Raw genomic sequence first — 25,919 nt, forward strand, 5'->3', positions numbered from 1 at the left:
GTGGTGACAACACGTGGAATGGATTAAAACACATCAAAAACCAAGACTTCCGCCGCTTGGCCATGTTGGATTTTGAGCGCGTCTTCTTGTTTGAGCATGATGGCATCGCCCGCGTCGAGGGCTAAACCATTGATTTGAAGCTGCCCCTTGGCAACATGAACATAGAGTTTTCGACCGGCTAAGATCGGCATTTCGGCGTGTTCTGCGCCATCAAATAAACCCGCGTACAGCTTCACATCTTGCAAAATGGTCACCGAACCGGCTTCACCTGTTGGGCTGGCAATCAGGCGCAATTGCCCGCGTTTATCCGCGTCGCTAAAGTTTTTTTCTTCATAAGACGGTGCGCCGCCTTTTTGTGCCGGCAAAATCCAGATTTGTAATAAATGCGTTTCAGTGTCGTTACTGGGGTTGTATTCGCTATGGCGCAGTCCTGTGCCGGCGCTCATTCTTTGTACATTGCCGGGTAAAATCACCGAGCCATTGCCCATGCTGTCTTTGTGGGCAATACCCCCAGATAACACATAGGTAATAATTTCCATGTCTTGATGTGGATGCATGCCAAAGCCCATGCCCGGTGCAATTCGATCATCGTTAATCACGCGTAGTGCACCATAATGCATATGCGCAGGGTCGTAATATTCGGCAAAGGAAAAACTAAAATTCGAGTCGAGCCAACCATGGTTGGCATGCCCGCGTTCAGTGGCTTTTCTTAAGGTAATCATATATTAAGCCCTTCATTAATTTTGAATGATGTATGCCATAATATGCTTAGGTTTGCTGCAGTGATAGCAAAAAAATAGCACGATATCATTCAAATTTTTGGAATAAGACTATGTTACGTCTTTCTTTAGAAGCTTTAGAAATCCTCGATGCCATTGCGCGGCGAGGCAGTTTTGCGGCGGCCGCCGCCGAAGTGCATCGCGTGCCCTCGGCAGTGACCTATATGGTGCGAAAATTAGAAGATGACTTGGGCGTTGAGATTTTCGATCGCAGTGGTCATCGCGCGCAGTTAACGCCAGCAGGGCTTGAGCTACTCACTGAAGGGCGACACTTATTATTGGCAGCCGGTGAGCTCGAATGCCGCATTAAGCGCGTGGCGACGGGGTGGGAAACCGAGCTGGTGATTGCAGTGGATACCGTACTGCCCTTTGATTTAATTTGGCCGATGATTACGCAATTTGATGCGTTGCAATCAGGAACGCGCTTGCGTTTTATTGAAGAATCGTTAGGGGGTTCGTGGGAAGCATTGCAAGAGCGCCGCGCTGATTTAGTCATTGGTGCCATTAGCCATTTGGGTCATCATTCGGCAACGCAATCAAGTCATGTGTTGGGTGAACTCAATAGCGTGTTTGCCGTTGCACCTAGCCACCCGTTAGCCAGCGTGAGTGAGCCACTGGCCGCGAGCATGATTCAGCAATATCGGGCGATTGTGGTCCCCGATTCTTCGCATCATTTATTGCCGTATACGATAGGTTTATTGTCAGGACAGCAAACTTTACGCGTGCCCAGTATGCAGCATAAAGTGAACGCGCAAATTGCCGGGCTAGGGTGTGGTTATTTGCCGGTGGCACTGGCTGCCGCACCGCTCGCCGATGGCCGCTTGGTGGTCAAAGCGGTGGCCGAGGTGAGCCCGCCGATTCGAATGTGTTTTGCTTGGCAAAATAATAATGTCGGTCATGCGTTAAAATGGTGGCTTGATTTCTTGATGCAAGACACCAGCATTAAACAATGGCTAGCACGCGGTTTGAATTAATACGGTTCGCGCGCTATTTTTTAAAGCTCAACTCGATTACGACCTAAGCTTTTGGCACAATACAGCGCTTGGTCGGCGCGTTCAATTAAGCTACTGAGGCTGTCACCTTGATGCGCTTGCGCTACGCCAATGCTGATGGTCACGGCGCGATGACCTAAGCTGGCTGGCCATTGATGTTTTTCTACTTGGTGGCGAATACGTTCGGCGACTTTGGCGGCGGAAAATAAATTTAAACCACGCAATGACAATAAAAACTCCTCCCCGCCATAGCGCACCGGGGTGTCGACATCACGGCAAGCACGTTGCAAAATAAAACCCAGTTCCCGCAAGACTTCATCGCCAACTAAATGTGAAAAGTCGTCATTGATCTTTTTAAAGTGGTCTAAGTCCAATAATAAAATCGACAATGGTTCTTGCTCGCTAATGCTGCGTAATTGCTGTGGCAAATGCGTATCTAACCAACGGCGGTTGGCCAATTTGGTGAGTGGGTCTTGCTCGACCTCGGTGCGTAATTGATCGAGTTTTTGGCTTTGTTGGGCTTGCACTGCAATCAGTTGGCGGTTTTCTTGGCGGCTAATTTCCAGGCTAAAGCGGGTTTCTAGCAAGGCCAATTGCTTGAGAATGCGCGGTTCTAATTCTAAAATTGGCGCGCGTTTGGCGAGCCCGTGCTCTAAATCATGTGCCGCTTGCAAAGCCAATAAAGCTTGTTTGGCTTGTTCCATTTGCTCATAGAGCGTTGAAAGTGCCAATAAACAATCGCGCAGTAATTGCATAAATTCACTGTCTTTGGCGATGGCCTGCGCTTCAAGCAGACATTGTTCCGCCTCTGAATAGCATTGTTGCTGGGTGTAGATCAAACCCAGTTGATGCCCGCATTTGATTTGCGCCCAGAAGTGGTGTGTTTGTTCGGCGTAGGCTAATGCTTGTTTCAGGTAGCAAATGGCATCGTCGTTTTGATTGAGTTGCAGTAGCGCTTGTGCGCGCCAAAGATAGGATTCAGCGAGCTCATGATGAAATTGATGTTGCTGGATAATCGGGTCGGCTTCATCAAGCAATCTGAGGGTATCTGTAGGGCGTTTAAGCCACATAGCATCTGCAGCCAGATACAGTCGAATTGTGCAGTAAATATAGGGGGTGGCAATATTGCGACAATATTGCAGCGCTTGTTGGTGCAATTTATAGGCACGTTCATGTTCATCGGCGGCATTAAAAATACCACCAATGGAAATAAATGCGGCGATAGCCGTCGTGGTGTCGCCAAGTTCCAGTCCGAGTTCAATACAACTGAGCCACAATTGAATCGACTGCCGATAATTGCCCATCGTGTACATTTGATCGGCAAGCTGATTCATGATTTGCAGGCGCTCTAAAGCCAAATCAGCGCCTTGCGATAAACCCAAGGCTTCATTGAGTGTATTGCTTAAAGCATGGCTTTGACCTAATTCGGTTTCTGCTTGGGCTTTGAGCAGTAACAGTGCAATTTTTTGCTTAGGATTGACGCGAGGATTGGCGCTATTCATTTCATGAATCAAAGCCAAGGCGGGTAGCGGCGAATTCTGTTCTAAATTGTGGCTGATTTGTTGTAACTGATTACTAAATAAGGTGGCATGGTTCATTGGACGGCATCCGAAAAAAGCTTGGCCTCGATTTGAGTCAACACATCCTTGAGTGTATGGGGGGCTTGAGCGCGCATCGTCGCGGTGCGTGCTGGGGTTGTTTCCCACGGTAATAATTGTAAAATTTGATCGAGGTGGTGCTGTGTTTGCAATAAATCAGCTCTGCTGATCGCCGGCGAGAGTAAGGCGTAGACCCCATCGGCGTAATGGCAAAGCACGCTGTGCTCGCTACAGAGCGCCGAGAGCAGAAAAAGTCGTTGCTGATGGTGGTGGCTATTTTGGGCCAAGCTAAAACGAACAAAAATTAAGCCGACTGCTGTTTCATCGTTGATGAGTTGTTGTAACTGGGCTAGCCAAAAATGACGAACAAGTACCTTGTTGTCATTGTCATTTTTTTTGATTTCAATTTTATTTTTAAATAATTGCTGCTCTTTTTCTATTTTTTGTGCCAATTGCATTAATGGCAATGAATTAAAATTATGCAAGCCGTATTGTTGCTGCTGGGCAAGTGCGCCTAATTCTAATTGTCGATGTGTTTTAAAGTGATTTAAAGCCTCATTCCAATGTTCTTTTTTTTCGGCATATTGTGAACGGATCAAAGCAATTTGGCTTTAAAAACGCATACAAATTAAAATGCTCGGCGAGTGCGCTGGCGTGATTAAGTTCTGGATTTGGATCGATATTTTTTGCCAATGCCACTTGCGCCAAACTCACTTGCGTGAGGCATTGGGCCCAAGCGAGATGATCATGTTCGGCTATTTGTTGCCATGCCTGAAGGCACTCAGCATGCGCTTGTTCGGTCAGATTCAGTGATAACCAAACCCGAGCGCGGTAATTATAGATTTCGGCATACCATGTGGGGTTGGTGTATTTACTCACATAGCGATCGGCTTGTGACAGGCTAATTAATGCATCGTCAAATAAGCCTTGTTTTAAATGTTCCCGACTTAAACAAATCGCTGCTTTTGCGGCCAATTGCGCATCGTTAATTTGATTGGCGCGAGTTAATGCTTCATTGAGTGCCGCTTGCGATTTTTCGTATTGCAAATCGAGCGCCCATAAATTGCCTAAGCCAATGAGGACTTCAATTTGTAATGATTCAATACGTAAAGTGCGGAGTAATTTAAGGCATTTGTACCATGCGCTTAAAGCATGGGTATAGCTTGATTCTGCAACGTGAATGAGGGCTGAAAGGTGATACCCTTCAGCCAATAAATCATCGGCGTGATTTTTTTTGGCATAGTGCAAGGCTTGGCGTATGGCCTGTTTGGCCGCAGCAAAATCCATATCAGCCCAATGAAATTGAGCTTGCAATAAAATTGCTTCAGCAATGCCGTGCTGATATTCAATAGCTTGGGCGCAAGTTTGAATCAATTGCGCTTGTTGCAGCAAGGCTTTGGCGGTGACTGGGGTTTGTTGTTTGAGTGCTAACAATTGCAGATCAATAGATAAAATATTCTCAGCCATCATGACGATTTATTTCTTTAAAAATCGAAATTAAATCCGATTTAATATATTGATGAAGTGATAGCTTGTAGTGTAACTGATTTGTACTACATTCTTGTATTTATAAATAATTTAAGCGCAAATTCAGTATATTTAAATACAGATGATTGATAAAACGGCTTTATCTCTGTGCCGCGTCTGCAGCGTAATTGGCGTGTTGATTTTACCTCTGAATTACTTAAGCCAAGCGTGATCGCTTGGCTTAAGTATGAATACATACGTTATGGTCCCATAAACCGCCAATGTTGGCGGTTTGATGCTTATTGGCTTGCTTCTACTTGAATGCGTAAAGTCACTTCGTCGCTGACTGCAGGGACATAGGCGCTCATGCCAAATTCACTGCGTTTAATGGTGGCGATTGCATCTGCGCCGCAGGTTGGTTTTTTGCTCATCGGATGTGGGCTGCATTTGAAATCAGTGACTTTTAATGTAACGGGTTTGCTCACGCCTAATAAAGTCAATTGACCGACCACACTGACTAATTGATCACCAGCAAATTTAAAATCGTTGCTTTTGAACGTCATAGTTGGGAATTTTGCAGTATTAAAGAAATCTTCGCCTTTTAAATGCGCATCACGTTTTTCCCAACCTGAGCGTAGGCTAGTGGTGTCGATGGTGATCTCGGTGGACCCTTTTTTGGCCGCCAGATCCAGCGTGATGCTGCCACTGGTTTTATCAAATGAGCCGCGTTGGGTTGAGTAACCGAGATGCTTCACTTCAAATGTAGGTAGGGTATGGGATGGATCAATGGTATAGACCTCTGGTGCGGCAAAGGCTGTTGCAGCCAGAGAGACAAAAAGAGCCGAGCGAATGAATTGATGCATAGTTAAAACTCCAGTGGGTAAGTCAATAGAGAGGTACAAAATTTAATACTCGCGGTTAACGTTGATCATGTCTTGCGAGTATCAAGTTTTTAACGGCGCTACGGATTAATCTGCTTTGCCTGTGAGCAGCAGTTTGTATTTCACAATGACTTCGTCGGCCACTGTGCCGGTGTCGGCCCAAACGCCGTCACCAATTTTGTATTGCAGGCGCAGCACCGGAAAGCTGCCTTCAAGTAATAAGTCATTACCAACGGCCTTGGCGCTCATTGTGCCGCTAACGTCATGACTGATTCCTTTCATTGTGAGTTTGCCTTTGGTTTCAAATTTACCGCTGCCTAATGCTTTCACGCTGGTGGCGGTAAATGTGGCTTTAGGATTGCTCGCAATATCAAACCAAGCTTTTTTCTTGGCTTCGCCGTTACCGTCAGGACCGCCGACATCAATACTGGCTAAATCGATGATGATTTCCGCTTTGGCGGTTTCTGGTTTGGCGGGATTAAAATTAATTTTGGCGGTGAAGTTTTTAAAATTACCGTCAACTGGGGTGTTCATTTGCTTAAAAGTAAAGTTCAGCTGACTTTTGGCCGTATTTAAACTTTGTGCAGCGATGGCATGGCTGCCAATCAGTAATAAGCTTGCGGCAATCAAGGAACGGAACATCGTGCTCTCCAGTGTTGAATGATTTATTTGTGATTTAAAAAAGGCAGCATCCGCGCCAAGGTACCGTCTTTATCAATGAGCTGATGTTTAATCGCCCCAGCGACGTGCAAGACGATCAACGCTAATAGTGTGTAAGCGATTAACTCATGGGCTGAGACGAGCCAATTGCCGATTTGATCATTTTTTGCGATTAAATCGGGCAGTTTGAATACGCCAAAGTAGACAACTGAAAAGCCTTTAGCGGAGCTCATTAGCCAGCCGACCACAGGCAATAACAACATCAGAAAGTACAGTAAATGGTGGACGCCGATGGCGAGTTTGCGCTGAATTGCCGGTAACTCGGGGTCGACGATAGGGGTACCCCTGAGGAGTTTGTAGCCAAAGCGAACGAAAAATAAGCCAAGCACGGTGATACCCGTCCATTTATGCCAGTTAATCATTTTGAATTTATCTGGCGATAAGGGCATATCGGCAAAAACCCATGCCAAAATAAATGCCGCAATGATCAGTAGTGCCATTAGCCAATGCAGGCTGATTTGCAGATGATCATAATTTTTGGGCGCTGAATGTGTCATTTTGATTGTTCCTTATTCAGTATTTCTGAATTATATAGGCATCATAAGCGTTTACGAACTTTACGAATAGCGTAAATACTTGTGTGTTTTGTTCAAATATTTTGAACTTAAGTGACATGCTGCATTAGGGCGCTGTAAACACGAGTTAATATACGATGACTTTTTGTTACTTCACAATCGAATACGCTTGAATACGCACATCCTGCGGAAAACCAGTAGAATTGCGCGAAAATCAAAATAGCAATAGGGGATTTCAAGTGGAAGAGATTGAAAAGTTTATTGGCGGATTTCGCCGCTTCCAACATAAATATTTTGGTGAGCACCGGGATTTATTTGCCGAGTTGCAATCAGGCCAAAATCCAAAAACATTATTGATTGGCTGTTCTGATTCACGCGTTGACCCTGCATTGTTAACCGATTGCAATCCAGGGGATTTATTTATTGTTCGCAATGTGGCCAATTTAGTACCGCCATATGAAATTGATGGTGCTTTTCACGGGGTTTCATCGGCGATTGAATACGCGGTTGAGCATTTAGAAGTGAGTAAAATTATCGTGCTTGGCCATTCTGGCTGTGGTGGGATTCAAGCTTTGATGGAAGCGAGTGAGCCGAAAACCGAGGCTAATTTTATTGGTCGTTGGGTGAGAATCGCTGAGGCGGCTAGAGATCAAGTCAAACGTGAATTAGCGCATAAATCATCGGATCGACAAATTCGCGCGTGTGAAATGGCCGCCATTATTGTTTCTTTGGATAATTTGATGAGCTTTCCGTTTATTGCTCGCCGAGTTCAAGAAGGATCGCTGAGTTTAATTGGTTGGTATTTTGATATTTTACGCGGGGCTTTATACGATTTTGATCAAGAAAAAAATGCGTTTCAAGCTTTGGTGACGTCGTTAAAAGAATAAAAATGGCTTTGAGTGTCTCAACGCTCTGCCTAGCGGTCAGTCGTTGAGTTGCTCAAAGTCATTTGAATATGTGGGGCTATTTTTTTGCGTTAATTTAAAGCTTAAAAATCTGTCTTAATTGCTGCGCTACGCCATGTTCATCATTACTTCCAATGACTGGCGCATTGGGGTGGGCCGCTTTGAGTTTGGGGCTGGCATTGCCCATTACAAAAGGATGACCAGCCACCGCAAGTAGCTGAATGTCATTTTGACCATCACCAAAGGCGTAGCAGTGTTCGGCATCAATCGATAGACGAGCTAAGACTGCAGTCAAAGCGTGGCCTTTGGATACGGTCGGCGCCATCACTTCTAAGCAATCATCGGCAGAAAAAGTAATATAAATTTGGTCGCCAAATCGATCGATAATTTTGCTTTCAATGGCGGTGAGCGTGGCGTGATCGCCAATGTATAAAATTTTGGCGATATCTTCGCCGTTGTGGTGTTTCAAATCGGTCACTTGGTAGCCAAATCCCGAGTCCTTGTAATACACTCCCACTAATTCAGGGCATTCCCGTTCCACTAACCAGCCGGCATCCACATAGGCATTGAGTAATGAGCCATGAGAAAACTCGGGCTGCATTAAAGCACGTGCGAGCTCTGGATCTAGGTTTTCTGCAAAAATCTCATTGTTTTCAGGGTCATGAACGCGTGCACCATTGGAGGTAATTAAGTGCGCCTTCACGCCGAGCGTTTCTCGAATACCTTGTACATCTAAAAAATGACGCCCTGTGGCAATTGCAAGGTGCACCCCTTGCTGAGCAAGTGCTTGGAATGTAGCTGCAGTGAACGCATCGACTTTGTGTTCGTGGTCAAGCAAAGTACCATCCAAGTCAGAAACAATCATTTTTTGCATGGGTTCAATCCTAGGGATTTATCAGTGTGCTGTAATTTTACGCCGCAAAGTGAATGAGTGCGTCAGTAATAATGCCATTGGGGTTCAGCTTTAGCGGTGAGGGGGGGATGAAAGCGGTACAATTGGGACTAAATATAAGGACGGTTTTGATGAATAAAACGGATGTCATTGTGATCGGCGCAGGTGCTGCAGGTCTGATGTGCGCGGCCACCGCTGGCCAGCGTGGTCGTAAGGTGGTCTTGATGGATCACAGTGAAAAATTGGCCGAAAAAATTAGGATTTCTGGTGGTGGACGTTGCAACTTTACCAATCTCAATGTCCGACCAGAATGTTATCTCTCAAATAATCCGCATTTTGTAAAGTCGGCGCTGAAGCAATTTACGCAGTTTGATTTTATGGCTTTATTGGATAAGCACGGCTTAACGTGCCATGAAAAAACCTTAGGGCAATTGTTTTGTGATCAAAACTCCCAAGGCATTATTGAAATGCTCAAAGCTGAAGTCAATTTGGGTGATGTGATTTGGCGTATGGGCACCGAAGTCATTGCTGTGGCACAAGTGGAGGGGCAGTTTCAAGTCACAACAGCGACCGAAGTCTGGCTTAGCGACGCCTTAGTAATTGCGACGGGCGGCTTATCCATCCCACAAATTGGCGCGACGGCCTTTGGCTATGAAGTGGCAAAACAATTTGGACTCAATTTACAACCCTTGGCCGCCGCATTGGTGCCTTTGACTTTTCAAACTGAGGATTTGTGGACTGAACTCGCCGGTGTTGCCTTAGAGAATGTCGTAGTCAGTTGTGAAAATACATCATTTCGCGAGGCAATTTTATTGACGCATAAAGGCCTTTCTGGCCCGGCTATTTTGCAAATATCGAGTTTTTGGCAAGCGGGTAAAGCCCTCGAAATTGATTTAATTCCTGATCTAGATTTGGCTGATTTTTTAAGAACTGCCAATCGAGATGCCTTGTTGTCGACTGTTTTAGCCGAATGTGTTGCCAAAACGATTTGTAGGTGTATGGCTGGCTAAATATGGTGAAATAAGGCCGTTAAAGCAATACTCTAGTAAAGAATTAGAGCGATTAGAGGCTGAGCTGCATCAATGGCAAATTAAGCCATCGGGGAGTTTGGGGTATAAAAAAGCCGAGGTGACACGCGGTGGTGTCGATACCGATCAGTTGTTGTCTAAGTCGATGATGGCGCGAGAAATACCGGGGTTGTATTTCATTGGCGAGGTCGTTGATGTGACTGGATGGCTGGGAGGTTACAATTTTCAATGGGCCTGGTCATCAGGATATGTTGCAGGAATGAATATTTAGGATTAGAGTAATACTACAGCAACAAAAGAGCATTCTTTAACGATGATCTTATTGCTGATTTTGGCTAAACAGTAGATAGGGGGCAATATTAAATTGATTCCAGTGTCATGTGTTTGGTGCCTAGCATTTTATGCTAATTAAGATCAATCTTTTGATCTCTGCCCATAGTGGCTTTATTTAGTTTTGTATTGCAAATTGAGCGCAATCGAGCTAACGCTTTCAACGGGAATGTAGTTACATTTCGATGATCTTTGAGTCGCACTGGTTTTTTGTAGTTGAACTGTAGCAAAGGAGGTCATATTTGATTGATTCCGATGTGTTTAGTTTACTCAACCTAGCTGGCTAGTTCATGCCATTTCTGGTCATTGTTATGATCATTGCCGTAGTGCCGTATTTTGTAGTATGAAATAATGAGTTGCGTTAATTAACGGGGTGTCGATCAGGCACCCCATCTATAAACCTTTACTTTGTTTCAAATGATTCATACTTTTTAGTTTTAAATGTGCAGGTTGATTTTATACTTGTGTTTTCATTTTAATGATTCAGCACTTTTTATAAACTGAAGTTTGTTTTTTGATCAGGTTTTGGTTGTATTTATTGAAGAATGTTTTTGCATTAGAAAAACGAGGCTTTATGCCTCGTTTTTTTGTACTCATCAAAATAAATGTGAATAATAGCTGGTGTTATTTTAAGCCTAATACTTCTTGCATATCGTAATGACCCGTTTCTTTATACTGTAAAAATCGAGCAGCGCGTAGGCTGCCTTGGGCATAAATCGTGCGATTGCTGGCTTTGTGAGTGATCTCAATCCGCTCACCTTCTCCTGCAAAGACCACCGTATGATCACCAATCACATCGCCACCACGTAACGTTGCAAAACCAATTTTGCCATCTTCGCGAGGGCCAGTAATGCCCTCTCTAGACCACACCGCAATCTCGCTTAATGACTGATCCCATGCTTTGGCAATCGCTTGTCCCATTGCAATAGCAGTGCCTGAAGGCGCATCAACTTTATGTTTGTGATGCATCTCGACAATTTCTGCATCATAACCATGGCTAAGTGCACCAGCAGCAATCTCAAGTAATTTAAACACTAGATTGACGCCAATGCTCATATTGTAAGCAGAAACGATGGCGATTTTTTGGCTGGCTGCTTCGAGCATGGCGCGACCAGCTTCATCGAAACCGGTGGTGCCAATAATCATTTTTACGCCGTATTGTTGGCAAACAATCAGGTGCTCAAGTGTGCCTTCTGGACGGGTAAAATCAATCAAAATATCCGCATTTTGCAATGCCGATAATTGATCGGTAATCAAAACACCGCAATTTTGTCCTGTGTGGGCACAAGCATCTTGACCAATTGCATCGCTACCGAGGCGATCAAGGGCGACGCTCAGTTCAACGTCATCCGCAGCTTGTACTGCTTCAATAAGCATGCGGCCCATACGGCCGCTACTACCAGCAATGGCGATTTTAATCGTCATGGTTTAAAACCCTTCATTCAATAGCGGTTTCACTTCGATGATTTTTGAGTCAGGATTGCCCGGGTCGACTGCCATCAATAAATTATCATTGGCAGGTGGCAATGGCCGAGTTTTCTCAGCTGGTGTTGCTGTTGGATCCGGCAAATAATCGCCATCCCAGCGTACTAGGCTGTTTTCATTAAAGAAAACCACAAAGTTTTTGGCCTCTTTAACCTTTCCGCCGCGGGTGTCCCGATAAATATAATCCCAGCGATCTTTATGGAATGGATCGGTCAGCAAGGGGGTGCCAAGAGCAAAACGAACTTGCGAACGGGTCATTCCCACGCGCAGCAACGCAACTTGCTTGGCAGTGATTTCATTGCCCTGCGGAATATCTAATTTATATGGAGTGATAAAATTGACCACGCTGCAGCCACTTAATAATAAGCTGCCGGTCACTAATGCGGTTAATAGTCTGGCCTTCATCTTGGTTTGATTCGCTCGTGGATGCCGGTGCGCGTCACCGGGAAACGCTATATCATAACCGGATTGTGTAACTCCCGCACGATTGGGGAACAAAGAAGGGTAGAACAATGAGCAAAGCGTCTGAATTAAAAGGCATGGGTTTGAAGGCAACAGGGCCAAGATTAAAGATCTTGAATCTGTTTGAAACCAGTGGCGCTCGCCACCTGACTGCCGAAGATGTTTATCGCGCATGTTATTGGTTGAAGAAATTGATGTGGGTTTGGCAACGGTATATCGAGTGCTCACTCAGTTTGAGCAAGCAGGGATTTTGGAGCGTCATCATTTTGAGACTGGCAAAGCGGTTTTTGAATTAAAACAAGAAGAACATCACGATCATTTGGTTTGTGTGAAATGCGGTGCGGTTGAAGAGTTTTTTGATCCAGAAATCGAAGCACGCCAAGACGCGATTGCGGCTAAACATGGGTTTGAAATTCAAGATCACGAAATGTATATCTATGGGATTTGTAATCCCTGCCAAATTAAAGCCAAGAAATAGTTTTTTGTGATCACCTTACTATGATCCCGTGGTTAGATCATCATTCGCCTTTTCCGTCGTTAAGTATGGCGCTCAAAGAGCCCAGTGGTTTATTGGCGGCGGGGGCCGACTTGTCGTCAGAGCGCATTTTAATGGCGTATCGGCAGGGCATATTTCCGTGGTTTATGCCCAATGAGCCGATTTTGTGGTGGAGTCCCGATCCACGCATGGTCTTGTTTAGTGCTGAGCTGATTATTCCGAAATCGTTACGCAAAGTATTGCGCCATCGTCCGTATCGTGTGACTTTTGACACCGCGTTTGGTGCGGTGATGCAAGGTTGTGCGGCACCGCGGGCTGGCGTTGCTGCAACGTGGATTAGTGACGAGATGTTGGCGGCCTATCACGCATTGCATCAACAAGGGATTGCACATAGCTTTGAATGCTGGATGGATGATGAGCTAGTGGGCGGCTTATATGGTGTGGCGATTGGCAAAAATGTTCTATGGCGAATCGATGTTTGCGCGTCGTTCTGATGCATCAAAAATCGCCTTTGTGCATGCAGTGCAATGGCTCGCTGCTGCGGGTTTTGTCATGATTGATTGTCAAATGCATACTGAACATTTGGCGCGATTTGGGGCGAGAGAGATTGCTCGTGATGAATTTATTGCTAAGCTAGAAGTTCAGCTTGTCCAGCCTGATCTCCTTGGGCCGTGGTCATATTCCCATACCAATTAGCTTGTCTATAGGTGTCGCATGAACGATACATTTCGTAAGCATACAGTTCAATTGCAGTTTTATGCCACCGCTCCCTATCCTTGTAGTTACCTAGAAGATCAGGCTGCCCGCTCACAAGTTGCGGTGCCTTCGGAGTTGATTTCCACTGGGGCTTATAGCCAATTAGTTCAGCAAGGTTTTCGTCGTAGTGGTTCGTTTGTGTATCGACCGTGGTGTGATCATTGCCAAGCCTGCGTGGCAGTGCGTTTACCGGTGCTGGATTTTGTCGCCAGCCGTAGTCAGCGCCGTGCATTAAAGCGTAATGAATCGCTCAAGGTGCGGATTATGAAGCTTGAGTTTCGTGAAGAGCATTTTTTGTTATATCAACGCTATCAGCAATCGCGGCATAGCGGCGGTGGTATGGATCAAGACGGGCATGAGCAATACCGGGGGTTTATTTTAAAAAGCCAAGTAGCCAGTTTTTTGGCTGAATTTACCGAAAATGGCGTGGTCGTGATGGTCAGTTTGATTGATCAACTCGATGATGGGCTGTCGTCGGTGTATACCTTTTTTGATCCCGATTTACCTGCGCGTAGTTTGGGGGTTTTTAATGTGTTATGGCAGCTTGGTTTGGCCAAGCAGCTGGGTTTGCAATATGTATATTTGGGATATTGGATTAAAGATTGCCGCAAAATGGAATACAAAACCCAGTATCGACCGATTGAGGGTTTACTCAATGGTAAATGGCAACTGCTAAATGGCAACTGCTAAAGGGCAACTGCTAAAGGGTATTTAGTCCGCTACGAATATTGATATAGCCTAGGGTCTGTTGACGTTTGGTTTGCGGATCGCGTTTGTGCTGCTTTTGGCCTGAAACAAGGCGAAAGACGCGTGGCATAGTTATTCTATGCAAGCGTTTTTCAACGCAGTGTCAGGCCAAAAGCAGCCAAACCCTAAGGGCTGGGCGCTTTTCGCGGCATCTCTGCGTTATTTTATACTCGAATAACGGGTTATTGGTCGCATAAAATGCCTTGATCTGCCGCGAAAATCGCTCCAACGCGACCGAAAACCAAACGTCAACAGACCCTAGAGACCAATACCGGCTAAAACCCTGTGGGGAGCGCAGCATTGTTGGAACTCTTGATGGTTTGTTGAGTCTATCAGTCAGTGAATTTTGAAAAAAAGGCCCACAATGCAAACGATGACTTTGTCTGAAATCGAACAGCTTCGCGTTGAATGCCGCAACATGGTGGCCAAGCAATCGATGGTATCGGGCGCGATTGCCATTGTGCCGATCCCTGGACTGGATGTCGGTGCCGACGTTGCCATTATGTCGCGGATGATCGATCAAATTAATCAAAAGTTTGGTTTAACCCCCGCGCAAATTGAGCAACTTAATCCATTAATGAAACAGCGTGTTTTCGTTATTGTCAGCTCGTTAAGCTCGAGTTTAATTGGTAAATATATCTCTCTAAAGAACTGTTGCTGTTGGCGCTCAAGCGTGTTGGGGTGCGATTGGTTAGTAAACAAGCCGCCAAATTTGTGCCGTTTTTAGGCTCAGCCATTGCGGCTGGAATTAGCTATGGTGCGATGCGTATGCTGGGTAATGCCCATATTGATGATTGCTGCCAAGTGCTGATTCAGTTGCAAAGCAGTACGACCTTTGAGCATGAAACGACAGCTCGCGATATCTAGTCACTGCATTCGGTGGGATAATGGGGAATCTGATTTAAGGATTCTTGCATGTCGACCTCACCCAATACCATCCAGCATCTAATCATTCATCAATTACATAAAGAGCCCAATGGCCCGGCGCGAGTGGCATTGAGCTCGACTGAAATGCCGATCAATAGTGCGGCGCAGCGTTTGGTCGACCATCTATGCCAACTTTACGGCAGTCGCAATGGCAAAGGCTTTGGCAAGTTCGAAGAGGACGAGCACGAATATCCAATGCCGGCCTTGGTACGGCGCTACGTGGATAACGCGGATTTTCTTGGGTTTTCTCAGCAGGCGATCGCGCAGTTGCAAGTGCGCGCTGAGCAAGAACCAGAGGCCAGCGGCGCTTATGTCTTGATGGCCCACGTGAGCAATAGCGCGATGGACTTTCTCTTTTTCGCCTTGGTTGGTGAAGTGATTGGCACCGCCGTAAATGCTGATATGCACCTTGAAGACAGCATTCACTTGGATATGGATCATTTGCGCGTTGCAGGGCGAATTGATTTGGGCGTATGGCAAGCTGGCGGTGAGCGTTATGTGAGCTTTTTGCGCGGGCGCGGTGATGTGGCAGCGTATTTCAAATTGTTCTTAGGCTGTAACGATATGGTGACGCCGCTTAAAGAAACCCAAAAACTAGTTAAAGGGCTGGAACAATTTGTCGAGCAGCAGGCCCTCAGCGCACAAGATCGTGACGAAGTTTTTCAGCGCGCACACACAATTTACTCGATGAAATGGGCAATGAGCAGGGCGAAGTGAACTTAGCCGAGGTCGCTAGCCAAATCTACCCGGATGCGCCACAGGCATTACAGGAAGCACTACAGCATGACGACCTTGGGCTCGTTGATGGTTTTGTTCCGGATCGCCGAGCGATTAAACCACTGATGCGCTTTAAAGCCGCAGCGCCAGAATGGAAGTTAGAATTTGATCGTGCCAGCTTGCGCTCGGGCGCAGTAATTTACGATAAACACAGTGATACGCTGGTGCTGTCAAATATCCCAGACAAACTCAAAAAAGCGCTACTAGAACAATAATTATTCAATCTACTGTGGGTATGCGCTGCTTAAGCTTTTATACAGAGGCTTGGCAGCAAATACCCTGAATAAATTGTAATTTACCTACGATTCATCCTTGGTGATGCTGTTGTTTTGTAGAACAAACGTTCTTTTTTGCCTTGCGCCGATGGCGCGGCTCTTGTATTGTGAACGTACGTTCTATATGGAGTCGCCGTCATGTCAATCCGCTTTCGCTTGTCCGACCAGGCCTTTTTGCAACAACAAGCTTTACGTATCCCGTTAGCACTGCTTGAAGTTTGGGTGCAACCGGCTTGGCGTGGCTCGGCGCAACTCTTATCAGCAAGGCATATTGCCCAATTGCCCGCTGCATTACGCCCGATGGCGCGGCGTTTTATCGGGCTGTATATCGTCAGTGATGGGCAAGGCACGATTACTCATATTGCGCAAATGACGCATCGCCTCGCGAACTCGGCACAAGAAGTTGACTATATCGCTACCCCACGCTCGATCAAGCTGGCCAATGCGCTCACAGGCACTCAAGCCATGGTTTGGGGGCGCAATTCATTGAATGGCTCGGGTATTGCTTGCTGAGTAATTCAAAGTAAAGGCCACCGCGCAATACAGCGCTGCTGATTCAAAATAAGCCTTGGCTGAGACCGATATGAAAGATAGCGCGGCATGTACTGGGACTGGTAAACTCTAGCCCTATTATATTTCCGACTTTTTATAGGTTACTCATGGCTCAATATGTGATGTCTATGCTCCGAGTGAGCAAGATTGTTCCGCCAAAACGTCAAATTATTAAAGATATTTCATTGTCTTTTTTCCCCGGCGCAAAAATTGGTTTGCTGGGTCTGAATGGTTCGGGTAAATCGACTGTTCTGAAGATTATGGCTGGGGTTGAAAAAGAATTTGAAGGTGAAGTTCAGCATTTACCTAACATCAAAATTGGTTACTTAGCCCAAGAACCCGAATTGAATGCTGAAAATACCGTGCGCCAAGAAGTTGAAAGTGGCTTAGGTGAAGTCTTTGAAGCGCAAGCCAAATTGGAAGCTGTCTACGTTGCTTACGCTGAAGAAGGCGCTGATTTTGATGCCTTAGCCGAAGAACAAGGTCGTTTAGAAGCGATTATTTCGGCTGGTGCTGGCGATAATTTAGAGTTGCAACTTGAAATCGCTGCCGATGCGCTGCGCTTGCCAGAATGGGATGCAATCGTTGGGCAGTTGTCTGGTGGTGAAAAGCGCCGCGTTGCTTTGTGTAAATTGCTGTTGTCTAAGCCAGATATGTTGCTGCTAGATGAGCCAACCAATCACTTGGATGCTGAATCGGTTGAGTGGCTCGAGCAATTTTTGGTGCGCTTCCCAGGTACCGTCGTTGCCGTAACGCATGATCGTTATTTCTTGGATAACGCCGCTGAGTGGATTTTGGAGCTAGACCGAGGGCATGGTATTCCTTGGGAAGGCAATTATTCAACTTGGTTGCAAAAGAAAGAAGAGCGCCTCAAGTTAGAAGAATCACAAGAGTCGGCACGTCAAAAAGCCTTAAACAAAGAATTGGAATGGGTTCGTCAAAATCCCAAAGGACGTCAAGCGAAATCAAAAGCACGTATTGCGCGCTTTGAAGAACTCTCTAGCTTTGAACATCAAAAGCGCAATGAAACGCAAGAAATCTTTATCCCAGTTGCTGAGCGTTTGGGCGATAAAGTTATCGAATTTAAAGGCGTCAGCAAAGCCTTTGGTGAGCGTTTATTGATTGATGATTTAAGCTTTAACGTACCCGCTGGCGCGATTGTCGGCATTATCGGGCCTAACGGTGCCGGTAAATCCACCTTATTTAAGATGATCGCAGGCAAGGAAGCACCCGATAGCGGTGAAGTTGAAATCGGTCAAACCGTGCAAATGGCGTTTGTTGAACAAAGTCGTGAAGGCTTAGAAAACGATAAAACGGTGTTCCAAGACGTTGCCAATGGCAACGATGTGATCAGCGTCGGCAAATTTGAAATGAGCAGCCGCGCTTACTTAGGCCGCTTTAACTTTAAAGGCGGTGATCAAGCTAAATTAGTTGGCAATCTATCAGGTGGTGAGCGCGGTCGTTTGCATTTGGCCAAAACGCTACTCAAAGGCGGCAATGTATTGCTGCTCGATGAGCCATCAAATGACTTGGACGTCGAAACACTCCGTGCTTTAGAAGATGCTTTGCTGGAGTTTGCCGGTACTGTGTTTGTTATTTCGCATGATCGTTGGTTCCTTGATCGGATTGCAACGCATATCTCTTGGCTGCGGAAGGTAATTCACAATGGAATTTCTTTGACGGCAACTATCAAGAATATGAAGCGGATAAGAAAAAACGTTTAGGTGAAGAAGGTGCAAAACCAAAACGCATTCGCTACAAACCAATTACACGTTAATCGTATTGATTAAAACAAGGAAGGGTGATCCCTTCCTTGTTTTTTTTTACTTATCAATCGCCAATCTAATGACGGAAATGAGAACAGCATTGATCTTCTTGCAATAATTATGGTTTTTTTTGTAGAATTTTTATTTGCAAGGAGCAATCACGTTGCGATTCAATGCTAAAAAACCATGATTGATGGGTAATAGGTGTTTTTATATTCAGAATAAAGCACAATCTTGCTGCATTGAGGTTTCACTTTATTTATTTTATCGAGAAAGACTGCGTGGCCAATACCCTTTCTAATCCAGAGCAAGAAGAATCAAAAGATTCTTTAGGGCGAATTCGTCATGTTCTAGTTGCTGTGTTTATTTGTGTTTTTGTTGCCACCTTGGTCATCCAGGGTATTTCAATTTGGCGCAGCTATCAGGCGGCACTGGCCAAGGCCGAGCAAGAAATGCTGCTACTAACACGTGCGTTTGAAGAGCATGTTGGTCGAACGATGGAAGCGACCATGTTTGCTTTATCGACGATTGAGCAAGATGAAGTGTTTCAATCGTGTATCGCTGCCAAAGATACTGCGTGTTTACACGCCTATTTACAGCGTGTGGTTGTACGTTATCCTCAGCTTAGTAGCATGGCTTTTGCATTAGATTCTGGTGAAATTGCCGCCTCAAGTGCCAAGCACCCCCTCTCTAAAGTCAATGTATTCAATACACAGTTTTTTCGAGTGGCAAGGTCGCACCCAGCCACGCAATACTATATTGCAGAGCAACAGCGCGACCCGATTACGCAACAAGATATTGTTCCATTTGTCACCGCTGTCGTGGATAAAAAAACGAGTTTTTCCGGTGTGATCATTGCGGGTTTAAATCCAGAATATTTTCAAAAATTTTATAACTCGATGGCTAATAGTAAAAATATCGTGATTCGCTTATTTCGTGATGACGGTATTTCTTTGGCGCGTTATCCATTTTTAGCTAGTGAAGTTGGACGAGATATTTCGCATCAAGATTTCTTTGAGCGAATTGCTAGCGGCACCGAAAATGGCGTATTTTATGAACCCGCTGCTTTGGATCAAGCGGCCAGAATTTATGGCTGGCATCGGGTTGTTGGCTGGCCATTGGGGGTCTCAATTGGCATTGATCGCGACGCCGTGCTGGCTACATGGTGGCGAGAAACGTATATCACACTAGGCATTGCATTAACATTATTGCTTGCCGGATCAGCTTTATTAATTTATGTATTGCGGCAATTAACCCGACTAGAACGAACTGAAGCCGATTTATATTTAACCAAAGTGGCGATTGAAAACGGCGCAGATATGGCCATTTGGCTTGATCCTGCTGGGCATATTCGTTATGTGAATGCCACAACGTGTCATCGTTTTGGTTATTCTGAGCATGATTTATTGGCAATGCGTTTTCGCGATATTAATCCAAATTTTAAACCCGATAGTTGGCCTAAATTTTGGCACTTATTGCGGCAACATCGACATTTATTTGATGAGATTTGCTTGAAAACGCGCACAGGAGAAACATTTCCGTGTGAAGTGCATTCCAATTATATTTTATTTAAAGGCCAAGAATATAATTGCGCCGTGGTGCGAGATATTTCAGAACGGCGAATGCAAGAAGAGGTCATTGTGAAGTCTGAACAGCAATTGCGTTTGGCTTTAGAGGCTTCGAGTACCGGTTTATTTGATATGCCATTAGATGGCCGCCGAACAGCGATTACCAGTCCAGAATATGATCGCTTATTAGGCTATGAGCCGGGAGAGTTGGTCGAGACTTTTGATAAGTGGAAAGAGCAGTTGCATCCCATTGATAAAGAGCAGGCTGTTGCCGCTTATCGAGATTACTACGCAGGGCATTCAGCAATGCGGCAATTTGCGGTGGATTTTCGTCGAAAAATTAAGCGCGGTGAGTTTCGTTGGTTTCAAACCCGAGGCAAATTTGTTGATTTTGACTCACGTGGTAAACCTAGCCGTTTAATTGGCACCATGACCGATATTACCGAGCGTAAAGAAGCGCAAGATCGAATTACTGAGTTGGCCAATTTTGATAGCGTTACTGGTTTGGCAAATCGTAATTTATTGCGCGATGAGTTGCGTTTGGCCTTGGCCAGTGCGGAAAAATACAATCGAAAGCTCGCGGTGTTATTTTTAGATTTAGATCGCTTTAAAACCATTAATGATTCTTTGGGGCATTCTGCTGGTGATATGGTGTTATCACAGCTAGCGACGCGTTTAAGACAGATTGTCGGCAAGCAAGATATTTTATCTCGGCTAGGTGGCGATGAATTTGTTTTGGTCTTGGCCGACCTGCCCAATCCCTTGATTGCCGGCGATGTAGCCGACCGGATTTTGTCATCGTTTCAGCAATCATTTACTTTAGAAGCGGGTAATTTTGCAACGTCGACGTCGATTGGGATTAGCGTTTTTCCCGATGATGGGCATGATCCCGATGTCTTGATTAAAAATGCTGATGTGGCGATGTATCAGGCTAAAGCCAATGGCCGTAATAATTATCAATATTTTACTGCCGATATGAATGCGCGGGCTTCGGAGCGTTTGATTTTAGAAACCAGTATGCGTCAAGCCTTAGACAATAATGAATTTGAGTTGTATTTTCAGCCGCAAGTGAGTCTTGATACGGGGGTGGTGATCGGCGCTGAGGCGTTAATTCGTTGGCATCACCCAGAAAAAGGCCTGGTTTCTCCAGTAAAATTCATCCCCATTGCCGAAGAGTCGCGAATGATTCTGCCAATTGGGAATTGGGTCATGTTCGAGGCTTGTCGCCTTGCGGCAGAATGGCAACGCGCGGGCTTACCGGCAATTAGTATCGCCATCAATATGTCACCGATGCAGTTACATCAGGCCAACTTATTGCAACTGATTCAATCGGCGCTGGATCAATCGGGTCTTGACGCGAAATACCTCGAAATTGAAGTGACTGAATCGGTCATGATGCAAGAGGTGGAGCAGGTGATGCTCACTTTGCAGGGGATTAAACGGCTTGGCGTTAAGCTGTCATTGGATGATTTTGGTACCGGCTATTCTAGCTTGGCGTATTTAAAGCGGTTTGCTTTTGATAAATTAAAAGTCGATCAAAGCTTTGTCAGTGATATTGGAACAGATCCCAATGATGCGGCGATTGTGATGGCCATTATTGGCTTGGGCAAAACGCTGGGCATGTCGGTGTTGGCAGAAGGGGTTGAGACTGAAGCGCAATTGGCATTTTTGCGCTCGGCAGGAACGGATTCAATACAAGGCTATTTATTTAGCCAACCCATCACTGCCGCGCAATTTGAATTAATGCAAATACAAAAAAAGAGCTTAACCCTCTAGCAAATACCCCCTAGGGGTTTATTCGTCTTTGGCTTTTTAGATCTTCAACTAGCGCAATATACATCTCCATTGCGCTGTCCGTGCTGGTGCCAATTAATTTGGCCCATGCATCGTATTTGGCTTGCGCAACAAATTGAATCGCAGAAGGACGATCGCCACTCACATCGCCTTCGCTACCTTGTTTGTACAGTGCATAAAGGCGTAGCTTGGTTTGAACGTCGGGTGCATCATTGAGATTTACTACTTCATCTTGTGCGGTTTTGAAACGGGCTGCTAAGTCGCTCATGGATCCACCTTATGAAACGTTTGTTTGAAAATACCGCTGAGTATAGACTGAGAATACAAATCTCTCCAAGCCCTAGCGAATCAATTGCGCCACATTGCGACGCAGTGTCGTAACGGCGCTTTATTTGATAGGATCTGCCATGCAAATACCTCATAAAATTGCGTTTTTAAATGGTCAGTTTGCGCCGTTAGCTGAATTAAAAATCTCGGTGATGGATCGTGGGTTTTTATTTGGTGACGGCGTTTATGAAATGATTCCGGTTTATCAGCGAGTTGCTTTTCGCTTAGATGAGCATTTGGCGCGGCTGGCTAATAATTTAGCTCAAGTTCGAATTGAAAATCCGTATTCGATGTCAACGTGGCGCGAGCATATTCAAGCCCTGATCCACGCACAAACATTTGTCGATCAATCCATTTACTTGCAAGTCTCGCGTGGGCCCGCATATCCGCGCCAGCATGCTTTTCCGCTAGAAGCGATGCCTACAGTATTGATGTTTGCCGATGAGCTTGAGCCGCCACCAGCGCAGGCCGTTGAGTGTGGCGTGAGTGCCATCACTTGCAATGATGTTCGCTGGCAGCGTTGTAATATCAAGGCCATTTCTTTATTGGCCAATGTGCTTGCTAAGCAAGAAGCGGTGGATGCGGGGGTTGCCGAGGCTGTTTTTTTGCGCGATGGCGATTTAACTGAAGGGGCCGCGAGCAATATTTTTATCGTCAAAGACGGTGTAATTTATACGCCAGCGCCGTCAAATTTGATGCTCACAGGGATAACCTATGACGTGATTTTAGAGCTGGCTCAGCAGCATGATTTACCAGTTACACTTACGCCAGTAACGGAGCAGATGCTGCGCGATGCCGATGAGCTTTGGTTGACGTCTTCATCGAAAGAAGTCCTCGCGATTGTGAACTTAGATGGACAAGCAGTAGGAAATGGCCAAGTTGGCCCCATATATAAAATTATGTATGGTCTGTATCAAAATTTTAAAATGACGGTGATGCACCGTGGACAGGAGTAAGCATAATGGTTGGTTTTACGGATATACCGAGTCAGAAGCTTGAAGATTTAGTGACTTTTCCCGTCTTGATTCCCGTGAAAGTGGTTAGTCATAAAAGCATTAGCCATGCTGAATTTGTGAAAGAAATTGTACAAGTCACGCAAGGATTGATCGCTGATTTTGTTGAAGACAAAATTGAGCATCGCGCGTCCACCAGTGGTAATTACCATGCTCTAACGTTGATGATTACCTTTGAAAATGTCGAGCAAGTGCACGCGCTTGATGCCGCTTTACGCGCGCATCATATGGTTCGTATGGTGCTATAAGTGCCAGATTTGATTGTAAAACAGTTGGGGCAAGTCGATTATTTGCCCACCTTTGAGGCGATGCAAGCATTTACCAGTCAACGGGATGCCACCACGCCCGATGAGTTGTGGCTACTGGAGCATCCCCCGGTCTTTACTCAAGGTTTGGCAGGTAAACCGGAGCATATTTTGAGTCAAAGCGCGATTCCGATTGTTCAGATCGATCGGGGCGGGCAGGTCACTTATCATGGCCCCGGGCAGCTGATTGCGTATTTATTGCTCGATTTACGGCGGCATAAATTGGGCGTGCGCGACTTGGTGCGCTTGCTCGAAAACAGCGTGATCGCGGTTTTGGCCGATGAAGGCATTACCGCCTACGGCAAAGTGGACGCACCGGGCGTGTACGTGATGCTGCATCGCGAGGGCTTTGATTTTGAAGCTAAAATTGCCAGCTTGGGCTTACGGATTAAAAATGGCTGTTGTTATCATGGTTTGGCATTGAATGTCAGCATGGATTTGGCGCCATTTCAGCAAATCAACCCTTGCGGTTATCAAGGCTTGCAAGTCACGCGCATGCTCGATATGGGGATAAACAAGACACCCGCAGATTTGTTCGGTAAAATGGCCGACAAAATTCTTCAACAAATCAAGCAATTACCCACATAAAAAGTGCGGTAATTCGGACGATATGACAGATCAAATCAAAGAAGGGGCCAGCGCGCCCACCAGCAAACCGGCAAGTAAAGAAGTCGGTGTTAAGTTAAAGGGTGAAGCAAAAACCGCCCGTATTCCGATTAAAATCGTTCAGCTTGAAACCAAAATCAAAAAGCCCGAATGGATTCGCGTGCAAGCGGCCAGCCATAACAGCCGTTTTTATGAAATCAAACAGATTTTGCGTGAGCAAAAACTGCATACCGTTTGTGAAGAAGCAACTTGCCCAAATATTGGTGAGTGTTTTGGTAAGGGTACGGCCACCTTTATGATCATGGGTGATATCTGTACGCGGCGTTGTCCGTTCTGTGATGTCGGCCATGGTCGCCCGAATCCGCTCGATGAAAATGAACCGCGCCATTTGGGCGAAACCATTGCCGCCTTAAAGCTTAAATATGTGGTCATTACCTCGGTCGATCGGGATGATTTACGTGACGGTGGCGCCGCGCATTTTGCTGAATGCATTCAAACCACCCGTCAATTGAGCCCAGAAACGCAAATTGAAGTACTGGTCCCCGATTTTCGTGGCCGGGTTGAATTGGCGCTGGAAACATTCAAAGACGCTTTGCCCGATGTAATGAATCATAATTTAGAAACCGCACCGCGCCTGTATAAGCAAGCGCGCCCGGGCTCGGATTATCAGCATTCATTAGATTTACTCAAAGAATTTAAGCGTTTGTATCCAGCAGTGAGCACCAAGTCGGGCATTATGGTCGGCTTGGGCGAGACGGATGAAGAAGTGTTCCAAGTGATGGCCGATATGCGCGCGCATGATATTGATATGATTACCATCGGTCAGTACTTGCAACCATCGAATGGGCATTTACCAGTTCTGCGCTACGTGCATCCTGATCAATTCAAAGTCTTTGAAAAACACGCGTATGAGTTAGGTTTCAAGCATGCGGCAGTGGGCGCAATGGTGCGATCTAGCTACCACGCCGATCAGCAAGCGCATGGGGCTGGGGTTTAACGACTTTTAATTCAGATCGACTTTAAAAACGGCGCAGCTTTTGCAATCGCAACAGCGCGCCGTTTTTATTTGGTGTAACGTGTCATGCGCCTGCAGGCCATTGGGTGTTGCTTTTTGTTAATGATGATTTTACGTCGTGGTTTTATGGGGTATATCTTGGGCTAGTTTTTAGATGTTAAGCTAGCTGTATATACATTGAGGTTTTGATTATGCATGATGGTCCAAAGCATCAAATCAGCATGACGGTGTTAATGACGCCCGATATGGCTAATTTTTCTGGCAAGGTGCACGGTGGCGCTTTATTAAAGCAGCTCGATCAAGTCGCTTATGTGTGTGCGAGTCGCTACGCTGGCGCGTATGCGGTGACTTTGTCGGTGGATCAGGTGATTTTTAAGCAGCCGATTTATGTCGGCGAGTTAGTGCATTTTTTAGCCAGTGTGAACTATACCGGTCGAACTTCGATGGAAATTGGCATTCGGGTGGTGGCAGAAAACATTTGCGAGCAGACCGAGCGCCATACCAATAGTTGCTATTTTACGATGGTGGCCATGAATGCCGAAGGCCAATCGCTGGCGATTGAACCCTTAAGCCCTACTGACGACGAAGCGATGACGCGCTGGGAACAAGCCAAAGCGCGCCGTGCAGTGCGCTTATTGAAAAAATAATTCGTGTTTTAGACATTTAACAGTGTTTTTGCCATCAAATCGGTGCGATTTTTTGCTTGAAACAAGGCAGGAAACGCGCCATATCGTCATGCGATGGCTGCGCTTCGTAAAGCAGACGCGGGCTAAACGTAAAGAGTCTAAGCCATAATGCCGTTCACTTAAGCCAAGTGAGCGGCATTTTTTTCCTCTATTTCATTGCTGGTGTCGCTTTTGACGCAAAGGTACAGAGAAAATCAATCGAAAAACCCTGAATTTCCTCCGCGCCTCTGCGCCTCTGCGTTGGGTTTTCAGGGG

At 45.7% G+C, this 25,919-nt stretch carries 29 protein-coding genes and 2 pseudogenes; 20 read left to right on the top strand and 11 right to left on the bottom strand.

What is annotated here, in order from left to right:
• Positions 1-23: 23 nt before the first annotated feature.
• Complete coding sequence (locus GKO28_RS14760; protein ID WP_182076828.1) at positions 24-722, bottom strand: pirin family protein; 699 nt, start codon at positions 720-722, stop codon at positions 24-26.
• 110 nt (positions 723-832) lie between these two features.
• Between GKO28_RS14760 and GKO28_RS14765 the strand changes: the two genes are divergently transcribed.
• Entirely contained in the window at positions 833-1,753 is a 921-nt protein-coding gene (locus GKO28_RS14765; RefSeq protein WP_182076830.1) for a LysR family transcriptional regulator, read from the top strand.
• A gap of 20 nt (positions 1,754-1,773) precedes the next feature.
• On the opposite strand, the gene GKO28_RS14770 is transcribed toward GKO28_RS14765, so the two are convergent.
• The 6 genes from GKO28_RS14770 to GKO28_RS14795 all read right to left on the bottom strand — a co-directional run bounded on the left by GKO28_RS14770 (position 1,774) and on the right by GKO28_RS14795 (position 6,934).
• The gene (locus tag GKO28_RS14770) at positions 1,774-3,369 is read right to left on the bottom strand and encodes a GGDEF domain-containing protein (RefSeq protein ID WP_182076832.1); all 1,596 of its coding nucleotides are present in this window, start codon (positions 3,367-3,369) and stop codon (positions 1,774-1,776) included.
• A complete protein-coding gene (locus tag GKO28_RS14775) occupies positions 3,366-3,968 on the bottom strand; it encodes a hypothetical protein (protein WP_182076834.1) in 603 nt (200 codons plus the stop codon). Before GKO28_RS14775 ends, GKO28_RS14770 begins: the two co-directional genes overlap by 4 nt.
• Positions 3,925-4,839, bottom strand: a complete 915-nt coding sequence (locus GKO28_RS14780; protein ID WP_203564188.1) for a hypothetical protein — start codon at positions 4,837-4,839, stop codon at positions 3,925-3,927. The genes GKO28_RS14775 and GKO28_RS14780 overlap by 44 nt, the downstream gene beginning before the upstream one ends.
• Positions 4,840-5,135: 296 nt before the next feature.
• Positions 5,136-5,699, bottom strand: a complete 564-nt coding sequence (locus GKO28_RS14785; RefSeq protein WP_182076837.1) for a YceI family protein — start codon at positions 5,697-5,699, stop codon at positions 5,136-5,138.
• 105 nt (positions 5,700-5,804) lie between these two features.
• Positions 5,805-6,359 carry a YceI family protein gene (locus tag GKO28_RS14790; protein WP_182076839.1) on the bottom strand — a complete coding sequence of 185 codons (555 nt, stop codon included), beginning with the start codon at positions 6,357-6,359 and terminating at the stop codon, positions 5,805-5,807.
• Between the two features lie 23 nt (positions 6,360-6,382).
• Positions 6,383-6,934: a cytochrome b gene (locus tag GKO28_RS14795; protein ID WP_182076840.1), complete on the bottom strand. Its 552-nt coding sequence runs from the start codon at positions 6,932-6,934 to the stop codon at positions 6,383-6,385.
• Positions 6,935-7,191: 257 nt separating this feature from the next.
• Here GKO28_RS14795 and GKO28_RS14800 point away from each other — a divergent pair, with 257 nt between their 5' ends.
• Positions 7,192-7,839, top strand: coding sequence for a carbonic anhydrase (locus GKO28_RS14800; RefSeq protein ID WP_182076841.1), 648 nt, complete (start codon positions 7,192-7,194; stop codon positions 7,837-7,839).
• A gap of 94 nt (positions 7,840-7,933) precedes the next feature.
• Here the strand turns inward: GKO28_RS14800 and GKO28_RS14805 are convergent, their stop codons facing one another.
• On the bottom strand, positions 7,934-8,731 hold the full coding sequence (locus tag GKO28_RS14805; RefSeq protein ID WP_182076843.1) for a Cof-type HAD-IIB family hydrolase: 798 nt from the start codon (positions 8,729-8,731) through the stop codon (positions 7,934-7,936).
• A gap of 149 nt (positions 8,732-8,880) precedes the next feature.
• Between GKO28_RS14805 and GKO28_RS14810 the strand changes: the two genes are divergently transcribed.
• A complete protein-coding gene (locus tag GKO28_RS14810) occupies positions 8,881-9,759 on the top strand; it encodes an aminoacetone oxidase family FAD-binding enzyme (RefSeq protein WP_282099319.1) in 879 nt (292 codons plus the stop codon).
• Positions 9,725-10,048: an NAD(P)/FAD-dependent oxidoreductase gene (locus GKO28_RS21715; RefSeq protein ID WP_282099320.1), complete on the top strand. Its 324-nt coding sequence runs from the start codon at positions 9,725-9,727 to the stop codon at positions 10,046-10,048. The genes GKO28_RS14810 and GKO28_RS21715 overlap by 35 nt, the downstream gene beginning before the upstream one ends.
• Before the next feature lie 683 nt (positions 10,049-10,731).
• Here GKO28_RS21715 and dapB read toward each other — a convergent pair.
• Both dapB and GKO28_RS14820 read right to left on the bottom strand, forming a co-directional pair.
• Positions 10,732-11,532: a 4-hydroxy-tetrahydrodipicolinate reductase gene (gene dapB, locus GKO28_RS14815; protein WP_182076845.1), complete on the bottom strand. Its 801-nt coding sequence runs from the start codon at positions 11,530-11,532 to the stop codon at positions 10,732-10,734.
• A 3-nt stretch (positions 11,533-11,535) separates the two neighbouring features.
• A complete protein-coding gene (locus GKO28_RS14820) occupies positions 11,536-11,997 on the bottom strand; it encodes an outer membrane protein assembly factor BamE (protein WP_182076848.1) in 462 nt (153 codons plus the stop codon).
• Between the two features lie 107 nt (positions 11,998-12,104).
• On the opposite strand from GKO28_RS14820, the pseudogene fur reads away from it, so the two are divergent.
• The 11 genes and pseudogenes from fur to GKO28_RS14865 all read left to right on the top strand — a co-directional run bounded on the left by fur (position 12,105) and on the right by GKO28_RS14865 (position 21,694).
• A pseudogene (gene fur / locus GKO28_RS14825) lies at positions 12,105-12,532 on the top strand (ferric iron uptake transcriptional regulator).
• Between the two features lie 20 nt (positions 12,533-12,552).
• The gene (aat, locus tag GKO28_RS21720; protein WP_282099321.1) at positions 12,553-13,044 is read left to right on the top strand and encodes a leucyl/phenylalanyl-tRNA--protein transferase; all 492 of its coding nucleotides are present in this window, start codon (positions 12,553-12,555) and stop codon (positions 13,042-13,044) included.
• On the top strand, positions 13,025-13,246 hold the full coding sequence (locus GKO28_RS21725) for a hypothetical protein (protein WP_282099322.1): 222 nt from the start codon (positions 13,025-13,027) through the stop codon (positions 13,244-13,246). The genes aat and GKO28_RS21725 overlap by 20 nt, the downstream gene beginning before the upstream one ends.
• A gap of 18 nt (positions 13,247-13,264) precedes the next feature.
• Complete coding sequence (locus GKO28_RS14835; protein ID WP_182076849.1) at positions 13,265-13,996, top strand: arginyltransferase; 732 nt, start codon at positions 13,265-13,267, stop codon at positions 13,994-13,996.
• A 421-nt stretch (positions 13,997-14,417) separates the two neighbouring features.
• On the top strand, positions 14,418-14,780 hold the full coding sequence (locus GKO28_RS14840) for a DUF697 domain-containing protein (protein WP_182076851.1): 363 nt from the start codon (positions 14,418-14,420) through the stop codon (positions 14,778-14,780).
• Positions 14,768-14,920, top strand: coding sequence for a hypothetical protein (locus GKO28_RS14845; RefSeq protein WP_182076854.1), 153 nt, complete (start codon positions 14,768-14,770; stop codon positions 14,918-14,920). Before GKO28_RS14840 ends, GKO28_RS14845 begins: the two co-directional genes overlap by 13 nt.
• Before the next feature lie 48 nt (positions 14,921-14,968).
• Positions 14,969-15,697, top strand: a complete 729-nt coding sequence (locus GKO28_RS14850; protein WP_282099323.1) for a nucleoid-associated protein — start codon at positions 14,969-14,971, stop codon at positions 15,695-15,697.
• The gene (locus tag GKO28_RS21730; protein WP_307839036.1) at positions 15,694-15,972 is read left to right on the top strand and encodes a nucleoid-associated protein; all 279 of its coding nucleotides are present in this window, start codon (positions 15,694-15,696) and stop codon (positions 15,970-15,972) included. Before GKO28_RS14850 ends, GKO28_RS21730 begins: the two co-directional genes overlap by 4 nt.
• A 198-nt stretch (positions 15,973-16,170) precedes the next feature.
• The gene (locus tag GKO28_RS14855) at positions 16,171-16,545 is read left to right on the top strand and encodes a hypothetical protein (RefSeq protein ID WP_182076856.1); all 375 of its coding nucleotides are present in this window, start codon (positions 16,171-16,173) and stop codon (positions 16,543-16,545) included.
• 146 nt (positions 16,546-16,691) lie between these two features.
• A pseudogene (gene ettA / locus GKO28_RS14860) lies at positions 16,692-18,361 on the top strand (energy-dependent translational throttle protein EttA).
• 270 nt (positions 18,362-18,631) lie between these two features.
• The gene (locus GKO28_RS14865; RefSeq protein WP_182076858.1) at positions 18,632-21,694 is read left to right on the top strand and encodes an EAL domain-containing protein; all 3,063 of its coding nucleotides are present in this window, start codon (positions 18,632-18,634) and stop codon (positions 21,692-21,694) included.
• A gap of 10 nt (positions 21,695-21,704) precedes the next feature.
• Here GKO28_RS14865 and GKO28_RS14870 read toward each other — a convergent pair whose 3' ends face one another.
• Positions 21,705-21,980 (bottom strand): acyl-CoA-binding protein, encoded by a 276-nt coding sequence (locus GKO28_RS14870; RefSeq protein ID WP_182076860.1) that lies wholly within the window; start codon positions 21,978-21,980, stop codon positions 21,705-21,707.
• A gap of 139 nt (positions 21,981-22,119) precedes the next feature.
• Between GKO28_RS14870 and GKO28_RS14875 the strand changes: the two genes are divergently transcribed.
• The 5 genes from GKO28_RS14875 (at position 22,120) to GKO28_RS14895 (ending at position 25,625) form a co-directional block, all read left to right on the top strand.
• The gene (locus tag GKO28_RS14875) at positions 22,120-22,995 is read left to right on the top strand and encodes a D-amino acid aminotransferase (RefSeq protein WP_182076862.1); all 876 of its coding nucleotides are present in this window, start codon (positions 22,120-22,122) and stop codon (positions 22,993-22,995) included.
• 5 nt (positions 22,996-23,000) lie between these two features.
• Positions 23,001-23,300, top strand: coding sequence for a YbeD family protein (locus GKO28_RS14880; RefSeq protein ID WP_182076863.1), 300 nt, complete (start codon positions 23,001-23,003; stop codon positions 23,298-23,300).
• A gap of 9 nt (positions 23,301-23,309) precedes the next feature.
• Complete coding sequence (lipB, locus tag GKO28_RS14885) at positions 23,310-23,945, top strand: lipoyl(octanoyl) transferase LipB (protein WP_173534541.1); 636 nt, start codon at positions 23,310-23,312, stop codon at positions 23,943-23,945.
• Positions 23,946-23,967: 22 nt separating this feature from the next.
• Positions 23,968-24,960 carry a lipoyl synthase gene (gene lipA / locus GKO28_RS14890; RefSeq protein ID WP_173531813.1) on the top strand — a complete coding sequence of 331 codons (993 nt, stop codon included), beginning with the start codon at positions 23,968-23,970 and terminating at the stop codon, positions 24,958-24,960.
• A gap of 209 nt (positions 24,961-25,169) precedes the next feature.
• Positions 25,170-25,625 (top strand): acyl-CoA thioesterase, encoded by a 456-nt coding sequence (locus GKO28_RS14895; RefSeq protein WP_182076865.1) that lies wholly within the window; start codon positions 25,170-25,172, stop codon positions 25,623-25,625.
• Positions 25,626-25,919: the final 294 nt, after the last annotated feature.

It is taken from the genome of Deefgea sp. CFH1-16 (assembly GCF_016881365.1).
In the GTDB taxonomy this organism is placed as follows: Bacteria; Pseudomonadota; Gammaproteobacteria; order Burkholderiales; family Chitinibacteraceae; genus Deefgea.